Source organism: Enterobacter cloacae complex sp. ECC445, assembly GCF_021892025.1.
GTDB classification, from domain to species: domain Bacteria; phylum Pseudomonadota; class Gammaproteobacteria; order Enterobacterales; family Enterobacteriaceae; genus Enterobacter; species Enterobacter chengduensis.
Genome location: NZ_JAKLRZ010000026.1, coordinates 34101 through 54545, shown reverse-complemented (window position 1 = coordinate 54545; position 20445 = coordinate 34101). Strand labels below are relative to the sequence as shown.

Genomic DNA, 20445 nt, shown 5'->3' with positions numbered 1-20445 from the left:
CTTGAGGAACTGGCAGACCAGCCCTTCGTACTCGCCACAGGCGGTTGTGTCGTCAATGGAAAAAGCCTGATGGAACAGGCTGGTTTGCAACTGTCTGACGTGCGGGTGACCGTCCCGGATGAATTACGCGGCTTGTACGTCGTGCCCGTGACGCCTTCCCTGTGCCGGAAGTTTGGGCTGGTTTGTTCGGCTGCGGGGAAATATTCACGAATGACGCAGACGTTATTGGAAGGGGTGCTCAAAATGAAAAAGTCTGGGTGAAGGTGTAACCGCGGTACAAACTGTGCCCGGCGGCGCTGCGCTTGCGCGGGCCTACGGTTCGTGTCGCGGGTAGGTTGGTTGGCGGTTTTGTAGGCCGGGTAAGGCGTAGCCGCCACCCGGCAATGCTCTTCTGGAAGCCGCCTCGCAAACCTGCAAGCAACCTTATGTAATTCAGGGGCATCCCTTTTCATCCCTTCTTCACGGTCGTAAAGTGCCTGCGTTGCGGCACATCCGTCACCGGGCGTAGGAACCCGTTAGCATAACATGACTTATTTTGGACAAAGAGGATGCTAAATGGCTACTACCCCTGAAGTTTCTTACGCGTTCTGTGAAGAAAGCGCAGTTCATCACCTCATCAATACTTCAATTTCCGATTCTGCGGATCTTTTTGAATTGGTAGATGCCTGTACCGCGTATGTCAGCGTGCTGGTGGAAACTGACGACGCGGTGACGGTTAAAACGCTCTGTAAGCGATTGCTGGCTGCGTTGAAGCGGCTGCGCGAGTGCTGTGACTCGGAGCTTCCGTCGTATCTGGTTGAACTTTTGATCGCAGGAGAAAAGATTACCTCCTGCGTGCCGGACTGCTGGCAGGAGACGACGCTGCAGGTGGATTATGCCGTGGCGTTAACGCTGGCGGTGATGGGCGGGACACTGCCTGCAAGCGTGGCGAAAGAACTCATCGGGCTGCTGCATGATATGGTCTGGCTGTTGGCGGAGTTTGTGAAGGAGCCGTATATTACGGCGCATTGAGGCGAGTGATGGGAGGCCGGAATGTTGCGGGTTAGAAGCAGGATTTCGGCCTTACGCAAAATTCAATGTTGTTGTCTGGTAAGAGCGATGAGAAGTAAAAGATAGGGGTACCACAACACCTCTTGGCCTAGACACCAAATTAATGATGTATTACTTTGCTGGTTTTTGGTTCTTTTAAATATTATTGGACTCTAAAAATGACATCAAACTTAATTTCAAAGGCATATTTATAATGTGATATTATTTTCGGATGCTCTGGACTGCTCCAAAATAAGAGCAGTCCATATTTTATTTGCATCCGTGTATCTCTTCGGAGCAATTCAGCTCTTTTACTTACGCTAAGGAATCAAACAACAATTAAGCTAAACTACGTAATAGTATCGGCTTAAATATATTATAAAGCATAATATCACTTAGGTTTTCTTTGACAATAGAGCATAGCTTCAATGCTAGTCCAATTAATTCTATGAAGAAACTCTTCGAAGTCCCATTCAGAGCGGATACGTTCCCTAAAAGAATCAATCCATTGATAATCGGCCCATCCTTTTGAAGAGAGTAGAGCAAAAGGTTTTATACGTCCCTTTATCTCAACATCCAAATTTCTTGTTTCTATTTCATAGTTAGGAATTTTGAGATAGGCCTTTTCGAAAAAGGTGGGCGTATTTGCAGTTGTGCCGGGATAACTAACTTTAATTTCAACAACCAGCCTTTTAGTTTCTAACCTCACTATCTTGGTCTCAGGTATGGTGACCGCGCTGTTTTTCGGTAGAACCAAATCGAAGCGGTTGTAAATAGCACCGTCAGAAGACCACAGACTATGAATTTCTCCTTCTGGCCGTTTATCGGGATTTGGGAATGCCTCAATAAAAATATCACGTTGCTCAATCGGTGTTGTCAACAGATTTAGGACACGATTTGCATGTAATAACTCTGGGATATCTTTTCTTTGTAATTCTTCAATCGCCCCGCTATCTGTGTGATCAAAATAATCCCTCAAATGGGTTGACAGCGACTCTAAAAGACAAAATTGTGCTATTTCTTCTAGGAGTTCTACTGATCGAGGTTTCTGAGGAATTTCGGAGTCATCTATATTCATGCGAGAGATTGCAATGTATTGCTTCTCATGCTCACTTTCATTGATTGTATTGGGCTCACGAGGTTTCGAAAGTGGATCATTTGCCCAACCTGCGAAAATAGATTTATTCTCAGCCTCTATAGCTCTAATAGTACGAGCCATATCTTCTGCAAAGTCATAACCCTTTACTGGGACCAGTGAGTTTGTGGTGGATCGAAAAAAGACAACTGCCGGGATATTTTCATCAAATGAGAGCTTTTTTACGAGCCTACTAGAAAAAGTCACTAGGCATGCCAGAGATACAAGCAAGAATATCCAAACAGTCCACAATGGTAGTTTTACTGCAATTAGATTCGTAAGAAACCCTAGGGATATGGCTAAAACTACAGCAACTAAAACTAGTTCGATCAGTTCCTTCTTTTCATCAATGATTTGATTGATTGTGTTCTTATGTTGCATCAAGTCCCCCTGAACTATGTTGCATGCAAAGTATTTCATTATTTCGAACAATGGCTTTGATAAAGCTGACAGCGCATAGAAATGCAATACTCTTCAAAATTTACGCGTCAAGTTTGGTATATCACTACTGTAAAGCTCAAATTTATATCATGTAAATAAAAATATCAATTTTCATATGCATAATGTTAGTAGAATATCTTGCTTTCGCCCCCTTCTGATGAAAAAACTGTATGTAAAACCAGCTAGCAACACTGTAACCAGAGACTTGACTATATGATGTGAGAACCGATTGTTCTCTCCTAATAAAAAGCAGGCATATTTTTGACTCATTACGAGTAGTAATATGATCTTGATCGCTTTTTACCTTAGCTACCAATTCAGGCACAGACACACAAATAAAAAATATAACAAACTGCAACACATGCTCCCTTTAGTTTTTCTGAACCTGCTCCAAAAGTCCTTCTTCCCCTAAATAAGTTTCCATATTGTCAACCCATCAACTGTCAGCTATAATGTTTCCAGTCTGGAAACAAGGGGCAAGGATACACTTAGTCTCAAGAGCGCCTTTCGACACAGCGGCCAGACATTATCCCAATCAATCACTCGCCCTGGACGATCTTTACCGGGTACTAAAAAAGGAACACTCCCCATCACCAGACGACATGTGAAAACGCTTCCCCAGCCTGGACAGGATGAAATACCGGAAGAAATGATGGGTCATTGATGCGGGCGGCGGGCATTTAAGAGTGATGTTTCTTGCTGATTTTGAGCGTGGAAAGATCTTCATCAAACACATCAGCACACGCGCAGAGTATGACAAGCTTACGGACCTCTAGCGGAGAACGAAAGAATGAATTATGCAGCAGCCATCAAAGCGGCAAATGATCTGACAAACGCGCTCCCTTTTTTGGGATCAAGCCCGTCGCGACAAGATTACGAGGATGCTCTGGGGTTGGTTGAGTATCTGATTGAGCATGACCCCGATAGCCCGCTGGTAGAATTGCTCACCGCCAAAATCGATAAATACGAAAACGAGTCTGCGGAGTTTGCAGAATTTAACGCGCGCTTTGCCAGCATTTCATCTGGAGTTGCACTGCTGAGAACGCTGATGGATCAGTACCAACTCACTCAGAGCGACTTTGAGAATGAGATTGGCAAGAAGTCTCTGGTAAGTCGGATCCTCAACGGACAGCGCACGTTAACGCTGGATCATATGCGCGCGCTGGCGAAGCGTTTTGGATTGCCAGTGAGTGCGTTTGTGGGGAATTGAGCGAAAGCAGGTTAAGGCGACAGGGAATTAATGATGACATCGTAACGCTTCCCCACTCCCTTTTCCTGGTAATTGTCTGCGGCACACCATCTGTTACTCTGGCTGAACTCAAGGAGTGACAAGGATAAGCGATGCTGAACCCAGGATTCGTTACCCGCAAAGTGCTTGCTAACTGGCAGGATGTTCCCGCTTTTCTCCCCCAGTTCCAGTTTTATGAAAAACACCAAACGGTCATCCACACTTCCCACCCTGAAAATATTCTGCCGTTGATTGCAAACTTTGACATCCGTCAGGATGCCGTGATTCGGCGGTTAATGTCTTTGCGGCAAATACCGAAAAAATTATTACGAAATAAACAGGCCGGGTCGATGAGCAACTTTGGGTTACACAATTTTACCCTTTTGACCCAATCAGCGTCAGAGATCTGTTACGGGTTAAGAGGACAATTCTGGCGTACAGATTTCAACCTTGAAAACGTGCCAGATGCCAGCACTTTTCAGACGCCAATCGCTGCGGGTAAAGCAAAGCTGCTGCTGCGCTATCAGGTAACGGAACGCGCACCAGGCCAACATGAGCTCTCCACGGAAACCTTTGTTTATTGCCCGGACAGAAGCACTCAGCTAAAAATGACAGCTTACTGGCTGGTCATTCGGGCAGGCAGCGGCTGGATCCGTAAAAGAACGCTGAAGGCAGTTAAGTCGAATATTGAAGGGCTGGAGTGAGATGCTAACGAAAACGTTACAGCGTTTATCAGCAACGCTAATGCCATTTGGACTCAAACCGCCAGCTGATTGTAAATAACCATCTTATACGTTGAGATCATCATAGATGGCATGTATCGTTTGCGCCTTAAGCCAATTGTGTACAATACGTTATGGAAGATACTGATAATGGATTTTAGATTTAGATTAATTACAGCAGAAGATCGCCCTTTTATGGTGCAGATGCTTTATGAGGCAACGATAGCCTCTGAACAAACATTTGACATAGATAACATTGAAAACTCTCCCCATTCATATGCATATATAGAAAATTTCCCTGAGGCGGGCGAGGTGGGTATTATTGCGGAATCCACAGATGGAACTCCAGCAGGGGCTGCCTGGCTCAGGAATTTCCCCGAAGGGGACAAACCTGGGATTTCGGGTCCTGAGTTAACGATTGCTATCGCTCCGTCATATCGGCGACAACACCTGGCTAAACGTATAATGGCGAAACTTTATCAGGCAGCCAATGCGTTAAATATTAAAACGCTGAAGCTGGGTGTTTATCAAAAAAACTTGCCTGCCCTGGAGTTTTATAAAAACGATGGCTGGGAGCCAGATGTTATCTTTGGCGATTACGTGATGATGAAGCGCGCTATTTAATCGGCGCTTCTTAAAAAGAATTCCGTCGAGGTAATGCCCACTGTCGAGCACGACCCCGCCATTAACGCTGGAGCACATGCGCGCGCTGGCGAAGCGTTTTGGCGTGCCGATGAGTGCATTTGTGGGGAATTGATTAGGATGGCATGTTTTTATTTATTAAGAAAAAAGTGGCCTAGCAATCCTATTCACCGTTAAACGTTGGCTCAACACATATGCACTCTACTCGAAATGGCTCGCCTGCATAATTTTAAAGAACGGGTGCTAAGATAGCCATGTAGTGGCTAAAACCTTACGGCAATTGTAACGGCACATCACTGCCATCAAACATTTCCCTTAAATACCTTGCAAGCGAGTTAGAGTCTTTTGCTTCAGGAATGTCCACGTGATATTCGCTGATGCCAATTTTTTTTGCGGCATCATCATTAAGCACGATCACAAGTTTGTGATCTGTGAGTTGAACGGAACGAATAGAGTCTGTTAACTCATATTCCGTTGACTCACTCTGGAATCCAATACATTCATTAACTGGTAACTCATCCTCATCGAATCGTCCGATAATGATAAAGTTTTTAGGATCATAGTCGTCATCTCCTACCCCAATGGTAAGAACATCATCTTCTTCAGTGCAATTGATGCATGTTGCAGCAAATTTTCTAACATTACGCATTCGCTATCCTCATCCTGAGCAGTTTTTTCGCCTAGCTGATTTTTTACCAGAAGCCTGCCATTCATTAATCTGACCAGTGTCGGAAGGCCAGTTGTAGACGACATCTGCGCCAGTATTCAATTTAAAGGTGTTCATCTTACCACGACATGATGTACACGGTGGATACTGTCCATCGATTACCAGTTTATCCCCAGGCGACGCTATTTGGTCAAGTTCTCTGGTGATTCTTGCTTCCGTGTGTGTTGCCAGGGAACTCTGTGGGAAGCCTAAAGCTTTTTCCTCTGGAGTCATGTTACCGCTCTGCCAAATACCTTGAGCTTTGACATTACCCTCACTGTCAAAAAGCGTTGCATGGGCGGTATGAGTGCCTTTGCCAGTGCCAAATGACAACCCAAGCGGATCAATCCACCCCAACGGATTCGGCGCATACTGATAAAGGTTCCACCCGCCATTCAGCCCAATCGGATCCTGCACAATAAACCGCCCGACCTGCGGGTCGTAGTAGCGGAACAGGTTATAGTGCAGCCCCGTTTCACCGTCAGCGTACTGCCCGGCATAGCGAAGCGGCTGGCGCGCCATCGCCGAGCGATTCACAACCCGTGAGAACCCTTCGCTCTGGTGGCGTACCTCGCCAAAGCTGCCGTACTGGCCGCTCCAGCGCACCGCGCCGCGCTCGTCGGTCACCTCCAGCGGCGCGCCGTTCAGGTCGGTGTTGAACCAGTAAATCTCACCGCTGCTCTGGTCACGAAGATGGTCCACCCGCGCCAGCGGGCTCCAGGCTTCATTCGGGTCGTAGATATAGGTGTTGCACAGCCCGCTCTCCTGCTGCTCCTGCAGCAGGCGATAGCCTTGCCACAGGAAGCGGGTCTCGGTGGTGCCGTGCGTCGTGGTGACGGTTTTGCGCGTGCGGCGGCCCAGCGCGTCGTAGTGATAACTCGCCTCAAACCGCCCTTCCGGCCCGGTTCCCCGGGCGGACACCAGACGGTTCTCGGCGTCATACGCATAATGCTGTTCATACAGCCCGTTGCGGCGGCTGACCAGGTTGCCCCAGTGGTCGTACTTCATGAATAGCGCCTGCCAGTGCTGCAGGCGGTTATCCGTGACCGGTGCCGCATCGTCACTGGCGGCGAGGTTATCCGCGGCGTCATAGCTGAACTGCGCGCGGCTGTGCCCCTGGCGGGCCTCGTAGTGCTTCAGCAGACGCCCTTCGGCGTCGTAGCCGTAGTCAACCTCTCCGCGCAGGCTGTCGCTGACGCCGGAAAGCTCGCCGCGTGCGGTGTAGCGATACAGGCGTTCCAGTATCGCCTGCTCCGGCAGGGCCACGTCCGTGTTCAGCTCGCTGCGCTGCAGGGTGCGTCTGCCCAGGCTGTCATACTGACGGAACTGCTCGCGCGCGCCCTGGGTGCGGCGCACCTCGCGGTGCAGGCGGTCGCGGGTGAACTCGGTCACCAGCTGCTGCCCGAAGCGGATGGCGCTGACGTGGCCGGAGCCGTAGTACAGCCAGGCCAGCTTTTGCTCGCCGGGCAGCGTCAGGCCGGTCAGGTTGCTCAGGGCATCCCATTCGTAGCACACCTCGCCGTTAATGCCGGACTCGCTCAGCACGCGCCCGGCTGCGTCGTGGCGGTAAGCGATCTCATCGCTTTCGATACCCAGGGCAACGCCTTCGGCCGTCGGCGTGCGGCGGATGCGGGTAATCTGGCCGCTCAGGTCGCGGAAGTAGCGGTACTCCGCGTGGCGCTGAGTGCGCCCGATCAGCAGCCCGCTGTCGTCATAGCTGAACTGCTGAACGCGACGGGCGATGCCGCCGTCGGCGGCAGGCCTGCCGTTTTCTTCGAGCGCGCAGAGGAACCCTCGCGCGTCCCATTCCATATGGCGCACGGTCTCGTCCGGGCGCGTTTCGCTGAGCGGGCGGCCCACGGCGTCGTAGGTGAAGCGGTATTCCGCCCCGTTGCCGTTATCGAGCCGCAGCAGGTTACCGCGCGGGTCGTAGCGCCACTGGCGCACGCGGCCAATACGGTCGGTAAGGCTGACCGGGAGGCCGAGCGCGTTATAGGCCCAGCTCACCTCGCTTTCCAGCGGGTCGCGCCAGCCCGTGAGCTGGCCGCGTTCGTTCCACACCAGCGACTCGCGGCTGCCGTCCGGGTGGATCACGGCGCTCAGCAGCCCGGCGTTGTTCCACTCCCGGCGCGTGATGTTCCCTTCCGCATCCTCGCTGGCAATCAGCTGCCCGAAGCGGTCGTAGGTGAAGCGGGTCACGCTGCCGGAACAGTCGGTGCGCTGCGTCAGCAGCCCCTGGTGGTTCCAGACCAGGCGCACCACGCCGCCGATGGCGTCGGTGATGCTTTCCGGCAGGTTTTCAAGATCGTCGGGATAGCGATACGCGGTGGCATTACCGGCCGGATCCGTCTCCGACAGCAGGCGACCGTGAAGGTCGTACACGGCCTGCGATGAGGTGCCGTCCGGGTAGACCGTGCGGGTGATGCGGTCGGTCAGACGATACCAGTGATACTCCGTGCGGCGGCCCGCCGGGTCCGTCTCGCTGGTCATGCGGCCATATTTGTCCCACGCGCTGCGGCGCATCGCCCCGCCCGGCAGGATGACGTCGCAGAGCTCGCCGTCGCGGTAGACAAAGGTCGTCTGGCGACCGTCGTAATCCGTGAAGCGCGCGACGTTGTCGTCGTCATCCACCAGCCAGTGCACCTGCGCGCCGTCTTCGCGGGTCGCACGGCGGGTGCCGTTGTCAAAATCGTATTCGAACGTCAGCTGTTCGCCGCCGCTGTGGCGGAAGCCGACCACGCGCGGCAGGCCATCAATCTCCCGCCAGCGGTATTCGCTCAGCAGGCCGTTGGCGTCCTCGTGGGCGCTCATCAGCCCGTCCTGCCAGCGGAAGCGTCGGCGCACGCTACCGCCCCGGCCGGTCACACTGACCAGCTGGCGCTGTTCATCATAAGCGTAACTGACCAGGCAGATCTCGTCATCCAGCCAGGCGCCGACGAGCCTGTCGCGGTCGTAGCGGCAGACCACGCGCTGGCCCGCGCTGTCGGTCAGGGCATGCAGGGTATTATCCGCATTCCACTCGAAGAGGATCTCGTTGCCGCAGGGTTCAGAGATGCGCTGGAGCAGCGACGGGGCATCATCCTTAAGCGGCGCATAGTGCCAGCGCTCGCCGCTGACGTCATACACCGACCAGCTGTCGTCAGAGTGATGTTCAAGCCAGTTTTTTTCGCTTTCACAGTAGGTGCGCATCCCTTTCGGGACCTTCGGGAAGGCGACGTAATCGCCGGACGGCGCGCGCCACGCCAGGCCGTCCTGATACGGCTCCAGGCGGCTTTCCCAGAACAGGCTCCAGCCGCGGCCCAGCAGGCTGTCGCCGGGGTTGCCGCTGCGCCAGTAGCGCTGCCAGCGCACAGGAAGACGGGAAGGCAGAACGAAATCCAGCTCATCATCCCCGCTGAGAAACTTCTGTCCGCTGACGATATCCACCGGGCGGGCGATGATCCCCGCGGCGGCCACGCCGGTCATCAGCGAGCCGGCGCGGCAGGCGATACGGGCCAGCTTGTTGATCCCGGGGATTTTCCCCAGCAGCTTAGACAACGCCCCGACTTTGCCGGCGGCACCGCCCCACCCGCCGATAAGCCCGGCGAACAGCAGGGTAAGATCGGAGACTTTGTAGAGCCACTCGGGGACTTCAGACTGAATGGGCAGGGTTTGCTGCGGGTCGCCGCCGATAATGACGTTGTCCGAGCCGGTCATCACCTTCGCGTCGCAGGTAGTGCGATCCCCGATGCGGGCCGCAGGCAGGCCATTAATGGAAACACGCGAGGAGCCTTCGGCCATCTGCTGCGAGCCGTCGTCAGAGCACTTCACCGCGCTGTCCGTGGCCATGGAGGCGGGTTTACCGTTGATAAACACGTTGGGCGAGCCGGAGGTGATGACGCCTTTCTTCGTCATGCTGGATGCCCCGGCGTCCGCGATGCTGTCGCGGGCGGCGGTCGCCAGCTCCCCGGTGTAGTAGCCCACGGCCAGGCTCGCGCCGACGAGCAGGACGCCCACGCCAAGGCAGGATGCGCCGAGTCCGGCAATAAACATTGCCCCCGCCAGAATGCCCCCGGCGGCGGCAATCAGGCCGCCGACAATCGTTCCGGCAATCATCCCGGCCAGCGCACCGGAGTGGCCGATATCATCACCTACGCGTGCAGCTTCAAACATAACAACGGTCCCTGATGTTAATGGTGGAAGCGAAAGCTCCTGAGAAGATCGCCAAACAGCGCGCGGTCGGCATCGCCCAGCGCGCGGGTGCAGGTCATGGTGAACACCAGAATTTTATCGTTCTCGACGTTAAATACGGCCTGCTGCTGCCAGATGCGTTTTCCGTCGCGCAGGTAGCTCGCATGGACGGTTTCACCCTGCAAAAGGCCGTCGCCCAGGGTCGCTGCGCTGCGCTCACCCTGCTTCCAGCCCTTGATGTGTTTTTCCATCAGGGCGAGCTGGCGATCGATATACGCGGAAAGCGCTTCGCCGGGGTTGAGGGCATCGCGGGAGAGGTTAAACGCCGGCGCGTCCGCTGCGGGCGGCGCGAAGACGTTGACGGTACGATCCTGATAACCTTCAGGAAAAGCGATCAGTCCTTCACTGAAAAGGCACTGCGAAGTTGATTCTGACATTGAGCGGGTCCCACCACATTTTTCAGAAGCGGTAAGTTTCGCATATGTGTTTAAGGCTGACTATCCCCAGATTATTGCCTCACGCCAGCCCTCGCCGAACGGAAAAACAGCGGCCGTTAGCCCGGCCCCTCGCTCCCCGCCGCCAGCAGCGGTACCACCACGTCGCTGATGGGCACCGCAATACCGTGCCTGCGCCCGTAGCGCTGGATCGCGCCGTTGCGGATATCCCACTCCATCGGACGATCCGCCTGACGGTCGGCCAGGATCGACGTGCCTAAATCCACTGGCGCGCGCTGGAAGTTCGCCAGAATCTCCCCGGCCACCGCATCGTCAAGCTTCGCCCCCTCGGCGCGGGCGACGGTAAGCCCCTCGCGCAGATAGGCCAGCGCAAGCTCGCTGATGTCCTCGCGCCTGAACATCCCGGCGCGGCGGTTGGCCAGCACCATCAGCCCGGCGACCGCGTTTTGCAGCAGCTTGCGCCAGGCGACGGTGGCGAAATCGGTCGAGAGCTCCACGTCACAGCGCGTACCGCGAAGCGCCTCAACCACCCGCTGCGCCTGCGGCACGTCCGGCAGCGTCAGGCGCGGCTTCGCCCGCAGCCAGACGGAGGCATCCGGCTCGCGCTGGGCCGGGAACCAGACCACCGACGGCAGCACCGTCGCACCGTTGACTAAAGGTTCAAGCTGGGCTTTTTGCTCCACGCCGTTTTGCAGGGCGCAGACCACGGTGTTTTCATCGCACAGGGCGCGCAGCCATCCGGCGCTGTCGGCGTTCTGGGTGGTTTTCACCGCGATAAAAACAAGATCCACGGGCTGCCTGATGACGGTCGGATCGGTTAATACCGGACCGGGCACCACCGTTTCGCCCTCCTCGTGACGCAAACGCAGTTCAGGATGCGCGGTGCGCCCGCAGAGCCGCGGCGTGCGGCCCGCGTCATGCAGCACCGCGGCAATGGTGGTCCCAATCGCACCCGGTCCGATCAGCGCAATGGTTGGATAGTCAGACATGAATCACTCCCCTTTTGCTAAGCCTGCTATCAGTTATACCACCCAGAGACGAGCGCGCCACACCCGTTGGCTATACTCAACACACAACCGACAACGGAGTGCGCCATGCCCTTACCCGATTTCAAGTCCTCTGAACCGTTCACCCTCGGCATCGAGCTCGAACTGCAGGTGGTTAACCCGCCGGGCTACGATCTGAGCCAGGACTCCTCCGCGCTGATCGCCGCCGTCAAGGACGACGTCAAAGGCGGTGAAGTCAAACACGACATCACCGAAAGCATGCTCGAAATCGCCACCGGCGTGTGTCAGACCATCGACCAGGCGGCGGCGCAGTTCTCGGTGATGCAGCAAAGCATTCTGCGCGCGGCGGCGGAGCAGCATATCCAGATCTGCGGCGGCGGGACGCATCCGTTCCAGAAGTGGCAGCGGCAGGAGGTGTGCGACGACGAGCGCTATAACGTCACGCTGGAGCGCTTTGGCTACCTGATTTTGCAGGCAACGGTCTTCGGCCAGCACGTGCACGTCGGCTGCCGGACCGGTGACGACGCCATTTACCTGGTGCACGGCCTGTCGCACTTTGTGCCGCACTTTATCGCCCTCGCCGCCGCGTCGCCCTATATGCAGGGCACGGACACGAAGTTCGCCTCATCGCGTCTGAATATTTTTTCGGGGTTCCCGGATAACGGCCTGATGCCGTGGGTCAACAGCTGGCAGGAATTCGAGGGGCTGTTCCGCCGCCTGAGCAGCACCAGCATGATCGACAGCATTAAGGATCTTCACTGGGACATCCGCCCCAGCCCGCACTTCGGTACCGTGGAGGTGCGGGTGATGGATACGCCGCTGACGCTCGGCCACGCGATTAACGTCGCCGGGCTGATCCAGGCCACGTCGCACTGGCTGCTGACCGCGCGGCCCTTTAAGCATCAGGAACGGGATTTTCTGCTGTACCGTTTTAACCGTTTTCAGGCGTGCCGCTACGGGCTGGAGGGGATCCTGACGGACGTGCATACCGGCGAGCACAAAACCGTGGCGGAAGATATCGCCTGGCTGCTGGAGCAGGTTGCGCCGTCGGCCGAGAAACTCGGCGCGACGAGCGCTATCAATGAAATTGCCCTGCTGTTAAGGCAGGGCAAGAGCGAGGCGCAGCGCATGCGGGACTTTATCGCCGACGGCGGCTCGCTTATTTCTCTGGTTCAGAAGCACTGCGAGCTGTGGGCGACGAGTCCGTAAGGCCGTGGCCCCACTCGCGCAGGCGCTGGAACAGCACGAACAGCGCGGGGATGAACACAATCCCCACCACGGTCGCCACCAGCATGCCGCTGAAGACCGTGGTGCCGATGATGCGGCGGCTCTGGGCACCCGCCCCGGTCGCCAGCATCATCGGCAGGACGCCGATAATAAACGACACGGCGGTCATCATCACCGCGCGGAAGCGGCGCGACGCCCCTTCCCTTGCGGCATCGGCAATCGCCATGCCGTCCATGCGCCGCGCACGGGCGAACTCCACAATGAGTATCGCGTTTTTCGCCGCGAGTGCGATCAGCAAAACCAGGCCAATCTGCACGTAGACGTCGTTGGCGTAGCCCGCCAGCCACAGCCAGACCAGCGCCCCGCCGATGGCAAACAGCACCGAGAGCATCACGCTCGCCGGGAGCGTCCAGCTCTCGTACTGGGCGACGAGAAACAGCCATGCCATCACCACCGCCGCCAGCACGATCCATATCGCCTGGTTGCCGGTCTGCTGCTCCTGATACGACATGCCGCTCCAGGCGTAGTCGTACCCCGCAGGCAGGCTCTCCGCCAGAATCTCGCTCATCACCGCCATCGCGGTGCTGCTGCTCACCCCCTCCGCCGCCGAGCCGCTCACCGACACGGACGGAAACTGGTTGTACTGCTGCAGGAACGGCGCGCCAACGCTCGGCGTGATGGTGACGAGGTTGCTCAGGCGAACCCGCTCGCCGCTGTTGCTGCGCACGAACAGCTCGCTGATTTGCTCGGCGCGCTCGCGCCACTGCATCTCGTTTTGCATCACCACGTGGTAGACGCGGTTGTTGATGCTGAAATCCCCGGCGCGCGTGCCGCCGAAGGCGGTTTGCAGGCTGCTGAAGATGCGCGACACCGGCACGTCGAGGCGGGCAGCGCGCTCGCGGTCAACGGTCAGGGTCAGCTGCGGCACGCTGCTGCTCCAGGTGGTGAACACGCGGCTCAGCTGCGGGTGCTGGTTGGCCTTCATCAGCACCCCGCGCGTGACGCGCTCCAGCTCCGCCGGGCTCTGCCCCGCCTGCGCCTGGATGCGCAGGTCGAAGCCGGAGGCGTTGCCGAGCCCCGGCAGCGTCGGCGGCGCGAAGGTCATGATGGTGGCTTCCGGCAGGGCCAGCAGCTGTCGCTGCAGGGTGCCCATCACCTCGTCCAGCGGCGGGCGCTCGCTCCAGTCTTTGAGCATGATGGAGATAAACCCGCCGTTGGACGCGCTGGTGCCGTTGAGGATGTTAAATCCGGAAACCTGAATCACGTCCTCCACCGCCGGATTTTTGGCAATCAGCGCGCGCGCGGTGGTCATTACCGCTTCGGTACGCTCCAGCGAGGCCGCTTCCGGCAGCTGAACGCTGGCGAAGAAGTAGCCCTGGTCCTCCTGCGGCAGGAAGCCTTTTGGCATTGACGTAAAGCTGAACGCCACCACGGCCGCCGCGCCTGCGGTAGCCAGCAGCGCCAGCCACGGGCGCAGGGTGAATACGCTCACGATCCGGCTATAGCGATTGCGCGTGGCGTCCAGCCCACGGTTAAAGGCGCGATAAACCGCCGCAGGCTTCTCCGGGCGCGGACGCAGCAGCATCGCGCACAGGGCGGGCGTCAGGGTTAGCGCCACCAGGCTTGAAAGCGTGACCGCCGTGGAAAGCGTCACCGCGAACTGGCGGTACAGCTCGCCGACGATCCCCGGCAGCAGCGCCACCGGCACAAACACCGCCAGCAGCACCAGCGTCGTCGCGATGACCGGACCGGCAATCTGGCGCAGCGCCAGCGCGGTCGCCGCCGTGCGGCTCTGCCCTTCCGCCATCAGCGTTTCGACGCTCTCCACCACCACGATGGCGTCATCCACCACCATGGTGAGCGCCAGAATAATGGCGAACAGGCTCAGCGTGTTGGCGGAGTAGCCGAGCGTATAGAGCACCGCAAAGGTGCCCACCAGCGACACAGGAATGGCGAGCGCGACTATCAGCGTCGCGCGCCAGCTCTGCAGGAACAGGGACACCACGACCACCACCGCCAGCATCGTCAGCGCCAGCGAGACGCCGATCTCTTTAATGGTGGCGGCCACAAAGGCGGTGGTGTCGAATTTCACCTCGTAGACCAGATCGTCCGGGAAGCGCGTCGAGAGGCGCTCCAGCTCCGCGCGCACCGCGTCGGCCACGCGCAGGGCGTTGGCGGACGGCGTCGGGTAGATGCCGAGGTAGGCGGAGTCGTGCCCGTTCAGCTGCGCGCCGGAGCTGTAGCTGCGCGAGCCGAGTTCGATTGTCGCCACGTCCTTCAGGCGCACCAGCTGGCCCATCTCGCCCGCGCGGATGATGATGTCGGCAAAGTCTTCGGCCTGGCTTAAGCGCCCCAGCCCGTTGATGGTCAAAGTCTGCTGCTGGCCGTTAAACACCGGCGGCGTGCCGACCTGGCCTGCCGCGCCCTGCACGTTCTGCTCGCTCAGCGCCTGCGCCACGTCATCGGTGGTGACGTTGAGGGCGTTCATGCGGTCCGGACGCAGCCAGATGCGCATGCTGTAGTCGCGCGCGCCAAACATCTGCACCTGACCGACGCCCGGCAGGCGCGACAGCGCCTCGCGCACTTGGGTGCTGGCGTAGTTGCTGACGAACAGCGGCGTGTGGGTGTTATTCGGTGAGTAAAGACTTACCCCCATCATCAGGTTGGTGGCGCGCTTGCGCACCTGCACGCCGTTTTGCTGCGCCTCGGTGGGCAGCTGCGCCACGGCCTGCGCCACGCGGTTTTGCACGTCGATGGCGGCAAGGTCCGGATCGGTGCCCGCCGCAAAGGTGATGTTCAGGCTATAGGAGCCGTCGTCCGAGCTGGTGGACTCCATATAGAGCATGTGGTCCACGCCGTTCAGCTGGGTCTCCAGCGGCGTGGCGATGGCCTCCGCCACGTCGGCGGAGCTGGCGCCCGGCCAGCTGGCCGAGACGTTCACCACCGGCGGCGTGATCTGCGGGTACTGCTCTACCGGGATAATCCTCAGCGCGATGGCCCCCAGCAGGGTGATGACCAGCGCAATGACCATCGCGAAGCGCGGGCGTTTGATGAAAAACGTCAGCATGATGGCTCCTTAATTCAGTATTTGAACGGCCGCGCCGGGCTGCACGCGCTGCGCGCCGTCAGTAATTGCTCGCTCACCGGACTTTACGCCGGAGGCAATCTGAAACTGCTGGCCGATCTGTCCGGCAACCTTCAGCGGGCGCATTTCGGCTTTACCGTCGGCATTCACCACCCAGGCAAAGAAACCGTCGCCGTTCTGCTGTACGGCGGCGGCGGGCAGGATCAGTACCGGCTGCTCGCTTGCCGGGCGCAAATACACGTTCACATTGCCGCCGGGCAGCAGCTGATGGCGCGGATTGGCAAACTCGGCGCGCAGCATCACGCTGGCGGTGCGCGGGTCGATGCGGTTATCCACCGACGTCAGCTCGCCGCTGACGCGCTGGCCGTTGCTGTCGATCAGCGCCTGCCAGGCCTGCTTCATGGCGCGGATATCCGCATGCTCTCCGGCTTTGGTGGCAAACGCGCCCTCTTCCAGCGCAAAGGCGATGCGGATCGGGTCAAGCTGTACTACCTCCACCAGCACGCCGCTTGCGGGATTCACCAGGCTGCCGACGTGGAACTGGCTGTGCCCCACGCGACCGTCAATCGGCGAGGCGATGCGGGTGTAGTTCAGGGTCACGTTGCGGGTGTCGAGCCGGGCTTTCGCCTGCTCCAGCGCGGCGCTTGCCACGTCCCGCTGCATGCGGGCGTTGTCCACGTCGTGACGGCTGATGGCGTTGCTGCTGCCCAGGCTTTCAAAGCGGGACAGCTGCTGCTGAGCCTGGCGCAGCGTGGCTTCGGCGCTTTTCACTTCGGCCTGCGCCAGGCGCAGGGCGGCGCGCGGCTCGGCGTCGTCCAGCTCGAACAGCACGTCGCCTTTTTTCACGTACTGCCCGTCGCGGAAGTGAATTTTGGTAATGACGCCTTCCGTACGCGCGCGCAGCTCAACGGTGTGGATGGCCTCGATGCGGCCCGGGATCTGGCGCTCGGCGGCGTGGGCGGTCTGCTCGACGGTGGCAACGCGCACGGGAATGGCGGCAGCAAATGCGGGCTGCAGGGTGCAGGCGAGGAGCGCGAACAGGAGCGGGAGTTTCATGGAGGTACCTCAGCGTTGTTTCCCCTCACCCCGGCCCTCTCCCCAAAGGGGAGAGGGAGAAAACCGAGCCCAAGGGAGAGGGTTAGGGTGAGGGGTAAGGTTTTCGTTATGCAGCCTTACGGAACCTGCGGGTCAGTCGCTTCTCGATTTCGACGACGAAGAACATCGCCGCTGCAACCGCCAGGGTCACAAACCAGTAGCGCAGCGGCAGCGCTTCGGTGCCGAACAGCATCTGCATAAACGGCAAGTAGATAATCGCCGCCTGGAGCAGGAACAGCACGCCCGTCACCAGCCAGATCCCTTTATTCGCCAGCAGGCCGCGGTTGAGGGAGAACCCTTCGGTGTTGCGGCAGTTAATCATGTACACCCACTGGGCGCAGACCAGCATCTGCAGCAGCACGGTGCGGATGAACTCCGCGCTGTGGCCGCGCGGGGCCAGCCAGGCTTCCAGCGCGAAGGCGGCGATGGCAATCATGGTGCCGACGAAGGCCACGCGCCAGACGGCATAGGCATCCATCACGTGCTGCCCGGTCTGACGCGGCGGACGACGCATGATGTTGCGCTCGGCGGCCTCGAAGGCCAGGCCGAAGGAGAGCGTGGCGGAGGTCGCCATGTTCATCCACAGAATCAGCACCGGCGTCAGCGGAATGATGTTCCCCGCGAGCAGCGCAATCACAATCAGCAGCCCCTGCGCCAGGTTGGTCGGCATGATGAACAGAATCGTCTTCTTCAGGTTGTCGTAAACGCGACGCCCCTCCTTCACCGCGCTGGCGATGGTGGCGAAGTTATCGTCCGTCAGGACCATATCCGCCGCCTCTTTGGTCACTTCCGTGCCCTTGATGCCCATGGCGATGCCGACGTCAGCCTGACGCAGCGCCGGGGCATCGTTCACGCCGTCACCGGTCATGCCGACGATTTCACCTTTGTCCTGCAGCGCTTTCACCAGGCGCAGCTTATGCTCGGGGCTGGTACGGGCAAAGATGTCGTACTTCACCGCCGCGTCCGCCAGCGTAGCGTCGTCCATCTTCTCCAGCTCATAGCCGGTGACCGCCTGCTCGCTGTTGCTGATCCCCAGCATCTGGCCGATGCTCATCGCCGTCTGCGGGTGATCCCCGGTGATCATCTTCACGCGGATCCCCGCCTGCTGGCAGGCGTTAATGGCGTCAATCGCTTCCGGGCGCGGGGGATCCATCATCCCGGCGATGCCGAGGAAGATCAGGCCGTGGCTCAGGTCGTCGTGCGTCAGTTCCTGTTCGCCGTTTGCAGGCTTAAACGCCGCCGCAACCATGCGCAGCCCCTGACGCGCATAGCGCTCCATCTCGCTTTCCCAGTACGCGCGGTTGAAGGCGTCCGCACCGTGGCGGGTCTGCTGCTGCGCGCACAGGGCGAAAATGACGTCCGGCGCGCCGGTGATCAGGATCTGCTCCTCACCGCCAATCTGGTAGTGGGTGCTCATGTACTTGTACTGCGAGTCGAACGGGATCTTATTGACCAGCGTGGTCATGACCGGCTCAAGGCTGGCCTTCGCCGCCAGCACCTTCAGCGCGCCCTCGGTCGGGCCGCCGGTGATGCCCCACAGGCCGCGCTCGTCCTGAATCAACTGGCTGTCGTTACACAGGTCGATGGTGCGCAGGTACTGCTCCAGCACGGTGCCCGGCTGGATGTGGACCGGCTCGTCGCTGCCTTCCAGGTAGATGTTGCCTACCGGCTCGTAGCTGTTGCCGTCCACGCGGTAGCAGGCGTCGGCGGTGATGATGGCTTTAACCGTCATCTCGTTCATCGTCAGGGTGCCGGTTTTATCCGAGCAGACCACGGTCATCGCGCCGAGCGTTTCAACCGTCGGCAGCTTGCGGATAATTGCCCGCTTGCGCGCCATCGCCTGCACGCCCAGGGAGAGAATAATAGAGATAATCGCAGGCAGACCTTCCGGCACGGAGGCCACCGCCAGGCTAATCAGGGAGAGCAGCAGCTCGCCCATCGGGATCTCGCGGAACGCCAGGCTGAAGACAAACAGCGCGGCCATCATCGCCAGAATAATCGCGAAGATCGCCTTACCCAGCTTGTCCATCTGCACCAGCAGCGGCGTGCGGTGTTTTTCAATGCCCGCCATCATCTGGTTGATATGGCCGAGTTCCGTCTCCTGACCGGTCGCGGTGACCACGCCAACGCCGCCGCCCGCGCTCACGGTCGTCCCGGAGAAGACCATGTTGGTGCGATCGCCCAGCGGTAATTCGCCGCTCAGCGGATTAACGTGTTTATCCACCACGGTGGATTCGCCGGTCAGAATCGCCTCTTCCACGCGTAAATTATGCGCCTCAATTAAACGCATATCCGCCGGAATACGATCCCCGGCGCGTAATACAATAATATCGCCCGGGACTATATCAGTCGTCGGTATGGTTTCATGGTTGCCATTGCGAATAACGCGCGCCTCGCTGGAGAGCATATTACGAATACTCTTCAGCGATTTTTCCGCGTTACTTTCCTGAATATGGCCAATTAAGGCATTGATTACCGCCACGCCCAGAATAACCAGCGTATCAACCCAGTGGCCCATTACTGCCGTTAATACGGCGGCGGCCAGCAGGACATAAATCAATACATCATTAAAATGGGCTAAAAAACGCAGCCAGGCAGGCTTGCCTTTTTTCTCCGGCAGCGCGTTGGGCCCTGTTTTTTGCAGACGCGCCTGCGCCTCTGCACGATCCAGACCGCTGGCCTGGCTCTGCGCGTGAGCGAGCACCTGCTCTACGGTCTGCTGGTATGCCAGCCCGCCGGAAGGCGGCATGTTTGGGGAGCGTTTTTTTTCGGTCATCGTATTTTTCCTTCAATATCCGGTGAACAGAAGCCTGAATTCCTTTCTGGCTAAATAAATTCGCTTTAAAGTCTTGCGGGTAAATTTGATCTACCGCAATATAATGACTTCTCGGTTATTCAAAACTGATTAAAACTAATTCGACGACCTGATTTTTACAAAATATTTCTAAACCAATACTAAACGAGGGGGAACCATGTGGGGTATTTATCGCGGACGCCGACTGGTGTTATATATCATCGCAGCCATTGTTATTGCCACGTTAATTGGTTATAGCACCTATACATTTGTAAAATTATTTTCCTGATAAAGACATTTATTTACACAACGCGATATTAATATAAATATCGGGCTGCGTTTTGTTATTTATTCGCAAAATAATCTCTTCATATTATTCAATGACGCCAGAGTGGCTGATATTGCTTTACGTTACAGGATGCCGGACAATGACATTTTTAACTGACGATTAACATTACGATGAAACACCCGTTAGAATCGCTCCTTACGGCAGGCGGCATTTTATTGCTGGCCCTGCTCTCCTGCCTGCTGTTACCCGCGCCGTCGCTGGGCCTGGTGCTGGCACAGAAGCTGGTTCAGACCTTTCACATGGTCGATCTTAACCAGCTTTACACCATTCTGTTCTGCGTGTGGTTTTTACTGCTGGGCGCCGTCGAATTCTTCGTACTGCGTTTCGTCTGGCGCCGCTGGTTTTCACTGGCGTCGTGAG

Annotated in this window: 14 protein-coding genes and 2 pseudogenes; 8 read left to right on the top strand and 8 right to left on the bottom strand. The window is 57.6% G+C overall.

The features are described 5' to 3' along the window. Positions 1 to 261 (top strand): annotated as a pseudogene (locus L6R44_RS18920) (LysR family transcriptional regulator); the annotation flags it as partial. Positions 262 to 555: 294 nt separating this feature from the next. Then, complete coding sequence (locus tag L6R44_RS18915) at positions 556 to 1011, top strand: hypothetical protein (RefSeq protein ID WP_237425082.1); 456 nt, start codon at positions 556 to 558, stop codon at positions 1009 to 1011. Between the two features lie 409 nt (positions 1012 to 1420). On the opposite strand, the gene L6R44_RS18910 is transcribed toward L6R44_RS18915, so the two are convergent. After that, on the bottom strand, positions 1421 to 2545 hold the full coding sequence (locus L6R44_RS18910) for a hypothetical protein (RefSeq protein ID WP_237425081.1): 1125 nt from the start codon (positions 2543 to 2545) through the stop codon (positions 1421 to 1423). A 542-nt stretch (positions 2546 to 3087) separates the two neighbouring features. Here L6R44_RS18910 and L6R44_RS18905 point away from each other — a divergent pair. From L6R44_RS18905 to L6R44_RS18890, 4 genes and pseudogenes are all read left to right on the top strand, one after another. Continuing rightward, positions 3088 to 3381: pseudogene (locus tag L6R44_RS18905) on the top strand (type II toxin-antitoxin system HigB family toxin). 14 nt (positions 3382 to 3395) lie between these two features. After that, positions 3396 to 3815 (top strand): helix-turn-helix domain-containing protein, encoded by a 420-nt coding sequence (locus L6R44_RS18900; RefSeq protein WP_237425080.1) that lies wholly within the window; start codon positions 3396 to 3398, stop codon positions 3813 to 3815. A 131-nt stretch (positions 3816 to 3946) separates the two neighbouring features. Then, positions 3947 to 4537, top strand: a complete 591-nt coding sequence (locus L6R44_RS18895; RefSeq protein WP_237425079.1) for a hypothetical protein — start codon at positions 3947 to 3949, stop codon at positions 4535 to 4537. A gap of 168 nt (positions 4538 to 4705) precedes the next feature. Beyond that, positions 4706 to 5179 (top strand): GNAT family N-acetyltransferase, encoded by a 474-nt coding sequence (locus L6R44_RS18890; RefSeq protein ID WP_237425078.1) that lies wholly within the window; start codon positions 4706 to 4708, stop codon positions 5177 to 5179. Positions 5180 to 5468: 289 nt separating this feature from the next. Here the strand turns inward: L6R44_RS18890 and L6R44_RS18885 are convergent, their stop codons facing one another. The 4 genes from L6R44_RS18885 to L6R44_RS18870 all read right to left on the bottom strand — a co-directional run bounded on the left by L6R44_RS18885 (position 5469) and on the right by L6R44_RS18870 (position 11517). Continuing rightward, a complete protein-coding gene (locus L6R44_RS18885; RefSeq protein ID WP_237425077.1) occupies positions 5469 to 5846 on the bottom strand; it encodes an Imm10 family immunity protein in 378 nt (125 codons plus the stop codon). A 9-nt stretch (positions 5847 to 5855) separates the two neighbouring features. After that, positions 5856 to 10055, bottom strand: a complete 4200-nt coding sequence (locus L6R44_RS18880; RefSeq protein ID WP_237425076.1) for an RHS repeat-associated core domain-containing protein — start codon at positions 10053 to 10055, stop codon at positions 5856 to 5858. A gap of 17 nt (positions 10056 to 10072) precedes the next feature. After that, complete coding sequence (locus L6R44_RS18875) at positions 10073 to 10510, bottom strand: DcrB-related protein (RefSeq protein ID WP_237425075.1); 438 nt, start codon at positions 10508 to 10510, stop codon at positions 10073 to 10075. A 116-nt stretch (positions 10511 to 10626) separates the two neighbouring features. After that, positions 10627 to 11517, bottom strand: coding sequence for an oxidoreductase (locus L6R44_RS18870; RefSeq protein WP_237425074.1), 891 nt, complete (start codon positions 11515 to 11517; stop codon positions 10627 to 10629). A 105-nt stretch (positions 11518 to 11622) separates the two neighbouring features. Here L6R44_RS18870 and L6R44_RS18865 point away from each other — a divergent pair, with 105 nt between their 5' ends. Beyond that, entirely contained in the window at positions 11623 to 12744 is a 1122-nt protein-coding gene (locus tag L6R44_RS18865; protein WP_237425073.1) for a YbdK family carboxylate-amine ligase, read from the top strand. On the opposite strand, the gene L6R44_RS18860 is transcribed toward L6R44_RS18865, so the two are convergent. The 3 genes from L6R44_RS18860 to L6R44_RS18850 all read right to left on the bottom strand — a co-directional run bounded on the left by L6R44_RS18860 (position 12695) and on the right by L6R44_RS18850 (position 19718). Then, positions 12695 to 15829, bottom strand: coding sequence for an efflux RND transporter permease subunit (locus L6R44_RS18860; protein ID WP_237425072.1), 3135 nt, complete (start codon positions 15827 to 15829; stop codon positions 12695 to 12697). The two genes, L6R44_RS18865 and L6R44_RS18860, sit on opposite strands and share 50 nt — an antisense overlap. A gap of 9 nt (positions 15830 to 15838) precedes the next feature. Beyond that, positions 15839 to 16903: an efflux RND transporter periplasmic adaptor subunit gene (locus tag L6R44_RS18855; protein WP_237425071.1), complete on the bottom strand. Its 1065-nt coding sequence runs from the start codon at positions 16901 to 16903 to the stop codon at positions 15839 to 15841. Between the two features lie 106 nt (positions 16904 to 17009). Next, a complete protein-coding gene (locus L6R44_RS18850) occupies positions 17010 to 19718 on the bottom strand; it encodes a cation-transporting P-type ATPase (RefSeq protein WP_237425070.1) in 2709 nt (902 codons plus the stop codon). 477 nt (positions 19719 to 20195) lie between these two features. Here L6R44_RS18850 and L6R44_RS18845 point away from each other — a divergent pair, with 477 nt between their 5' ends. Further along, positions 20196 to 20444, top strand: a complete 249-nt coding sequence (locus L6R44_RS18845) for a DUF1158 domain-containing protein (protein ID WP_237425069.1) — start codon at positions 20196 to 20198, stop codon at positions 20442 to 20444. The last annotated feature ends 1 nt before the right edge of the window (position 20445 follow it).

What these genes read in the sequence shown, in the direction of transcription:
- L6R44_RS18865 (WP_237425073.1), top strand. Translation starts at nt 11,623, where the DNA reads ATGCCCTTACCCGATTTCAAGTCCTCTGAACCGTTCACCCTCGGCATC.
- L6R44_RS18870 (WP_237425074.1), bottom strand. Translation starts at nt 11,517, where the DNA reads ATGTCTGACTATCCAACCATTGCGCTGATCGGACCGGGTGCGATTGGG.
- L6R44_RS18875 (WP_237425075.1), bottom strand. Translation starts at nt 10,510, where the DNA reads ATGTCAGAATCAACTTCGCAGTGCCTTTTCAGTGAAGGACTGATCGCT.
- L6R44_RS18900 (WP_237425080.1), top strand. Translation starts at nt 3,396, where the DNA reads ATGAATTATGCAGCAGCCATCAAAGCGGCAAATGATCTGACAAACGCG.
- L6R44_RS18915 (WP_237425082.1), top strand. Translation starts at nt 556, where the DNA reads ATGGCTACTACCCCTGAAGTTTCTTACGCGTTCTGTGAAGAAAGCGCA.
- L6R44_RS18895 (WP_237425079.1), top strand. Translation starts at nt 3,947, where the DNA reads ATGCTGAACCCAGGATTCGTTACCCGCAAAGTGCTTGCTAACTGGCAG.
- L6R44_RS18860 (WP_237425072.1), bottom strand. Translation starts at nt 15,829, where the DNA reads ATGCTGACGTTTTTCATCAAACGCCCGCGCTTCGCGATGGTCATTGCG.
- L6R44_RS18845 (WP_237425069.1), top strand. Translation starts at nt 20,196, where the DNA reads ATGAAACACCCGTTAGAATCGCTCCTTACGGCAGGCGGCATTTTATTG.
- L6R44_RS18910 (WP_237425081.1), bottom strand. Translation starts at nt 2,545, where the DNA reads ATGCAACATAAGAACACAATCAATCAAATCATTGATGAAAAGAAGGAA.
- L6R44_RS18855 (WP_237425071.1), bottom strand. Translation starts at nt 16,903, where the DNA reads ATGAAACTCCCGCTCCTGTTCGCGCTCCTCGCCTGCACCCTGCAGCCC.
- L6R44_RS18885 (WP_237425077.1), bottom strand. Translation starts at nt 5,846, where the DNA reads ATGCGTAATGTTAGAAAATTTGCTGCAACATGCATCAATTGCACTGAA.
- L6R44_RS18880 (WP_237425076.1), bottom strand. Translation starts at nt 10,055, where the DNA reads ATGTTTGAAGCTGCACGCGTAGGTGATGATATCGGCCACTCCGGTGCG.
- L6R44_RS18890 (WP_237425078.1), top strand. Translation starts at nt 4,706, where the DNA reads ATGGATTTTAGATTTAGATTAATTACAGCAGAAGATCGCCCTTTTATG.
- L6R44_RS18850 (WP_237425070.1), bottom strand. Translation starts at nt 19,718, where the DNA reads ATGACCGAAAAAAAACGCTCCCCAAACATGCCGCCTTCCGGCGGGCTG.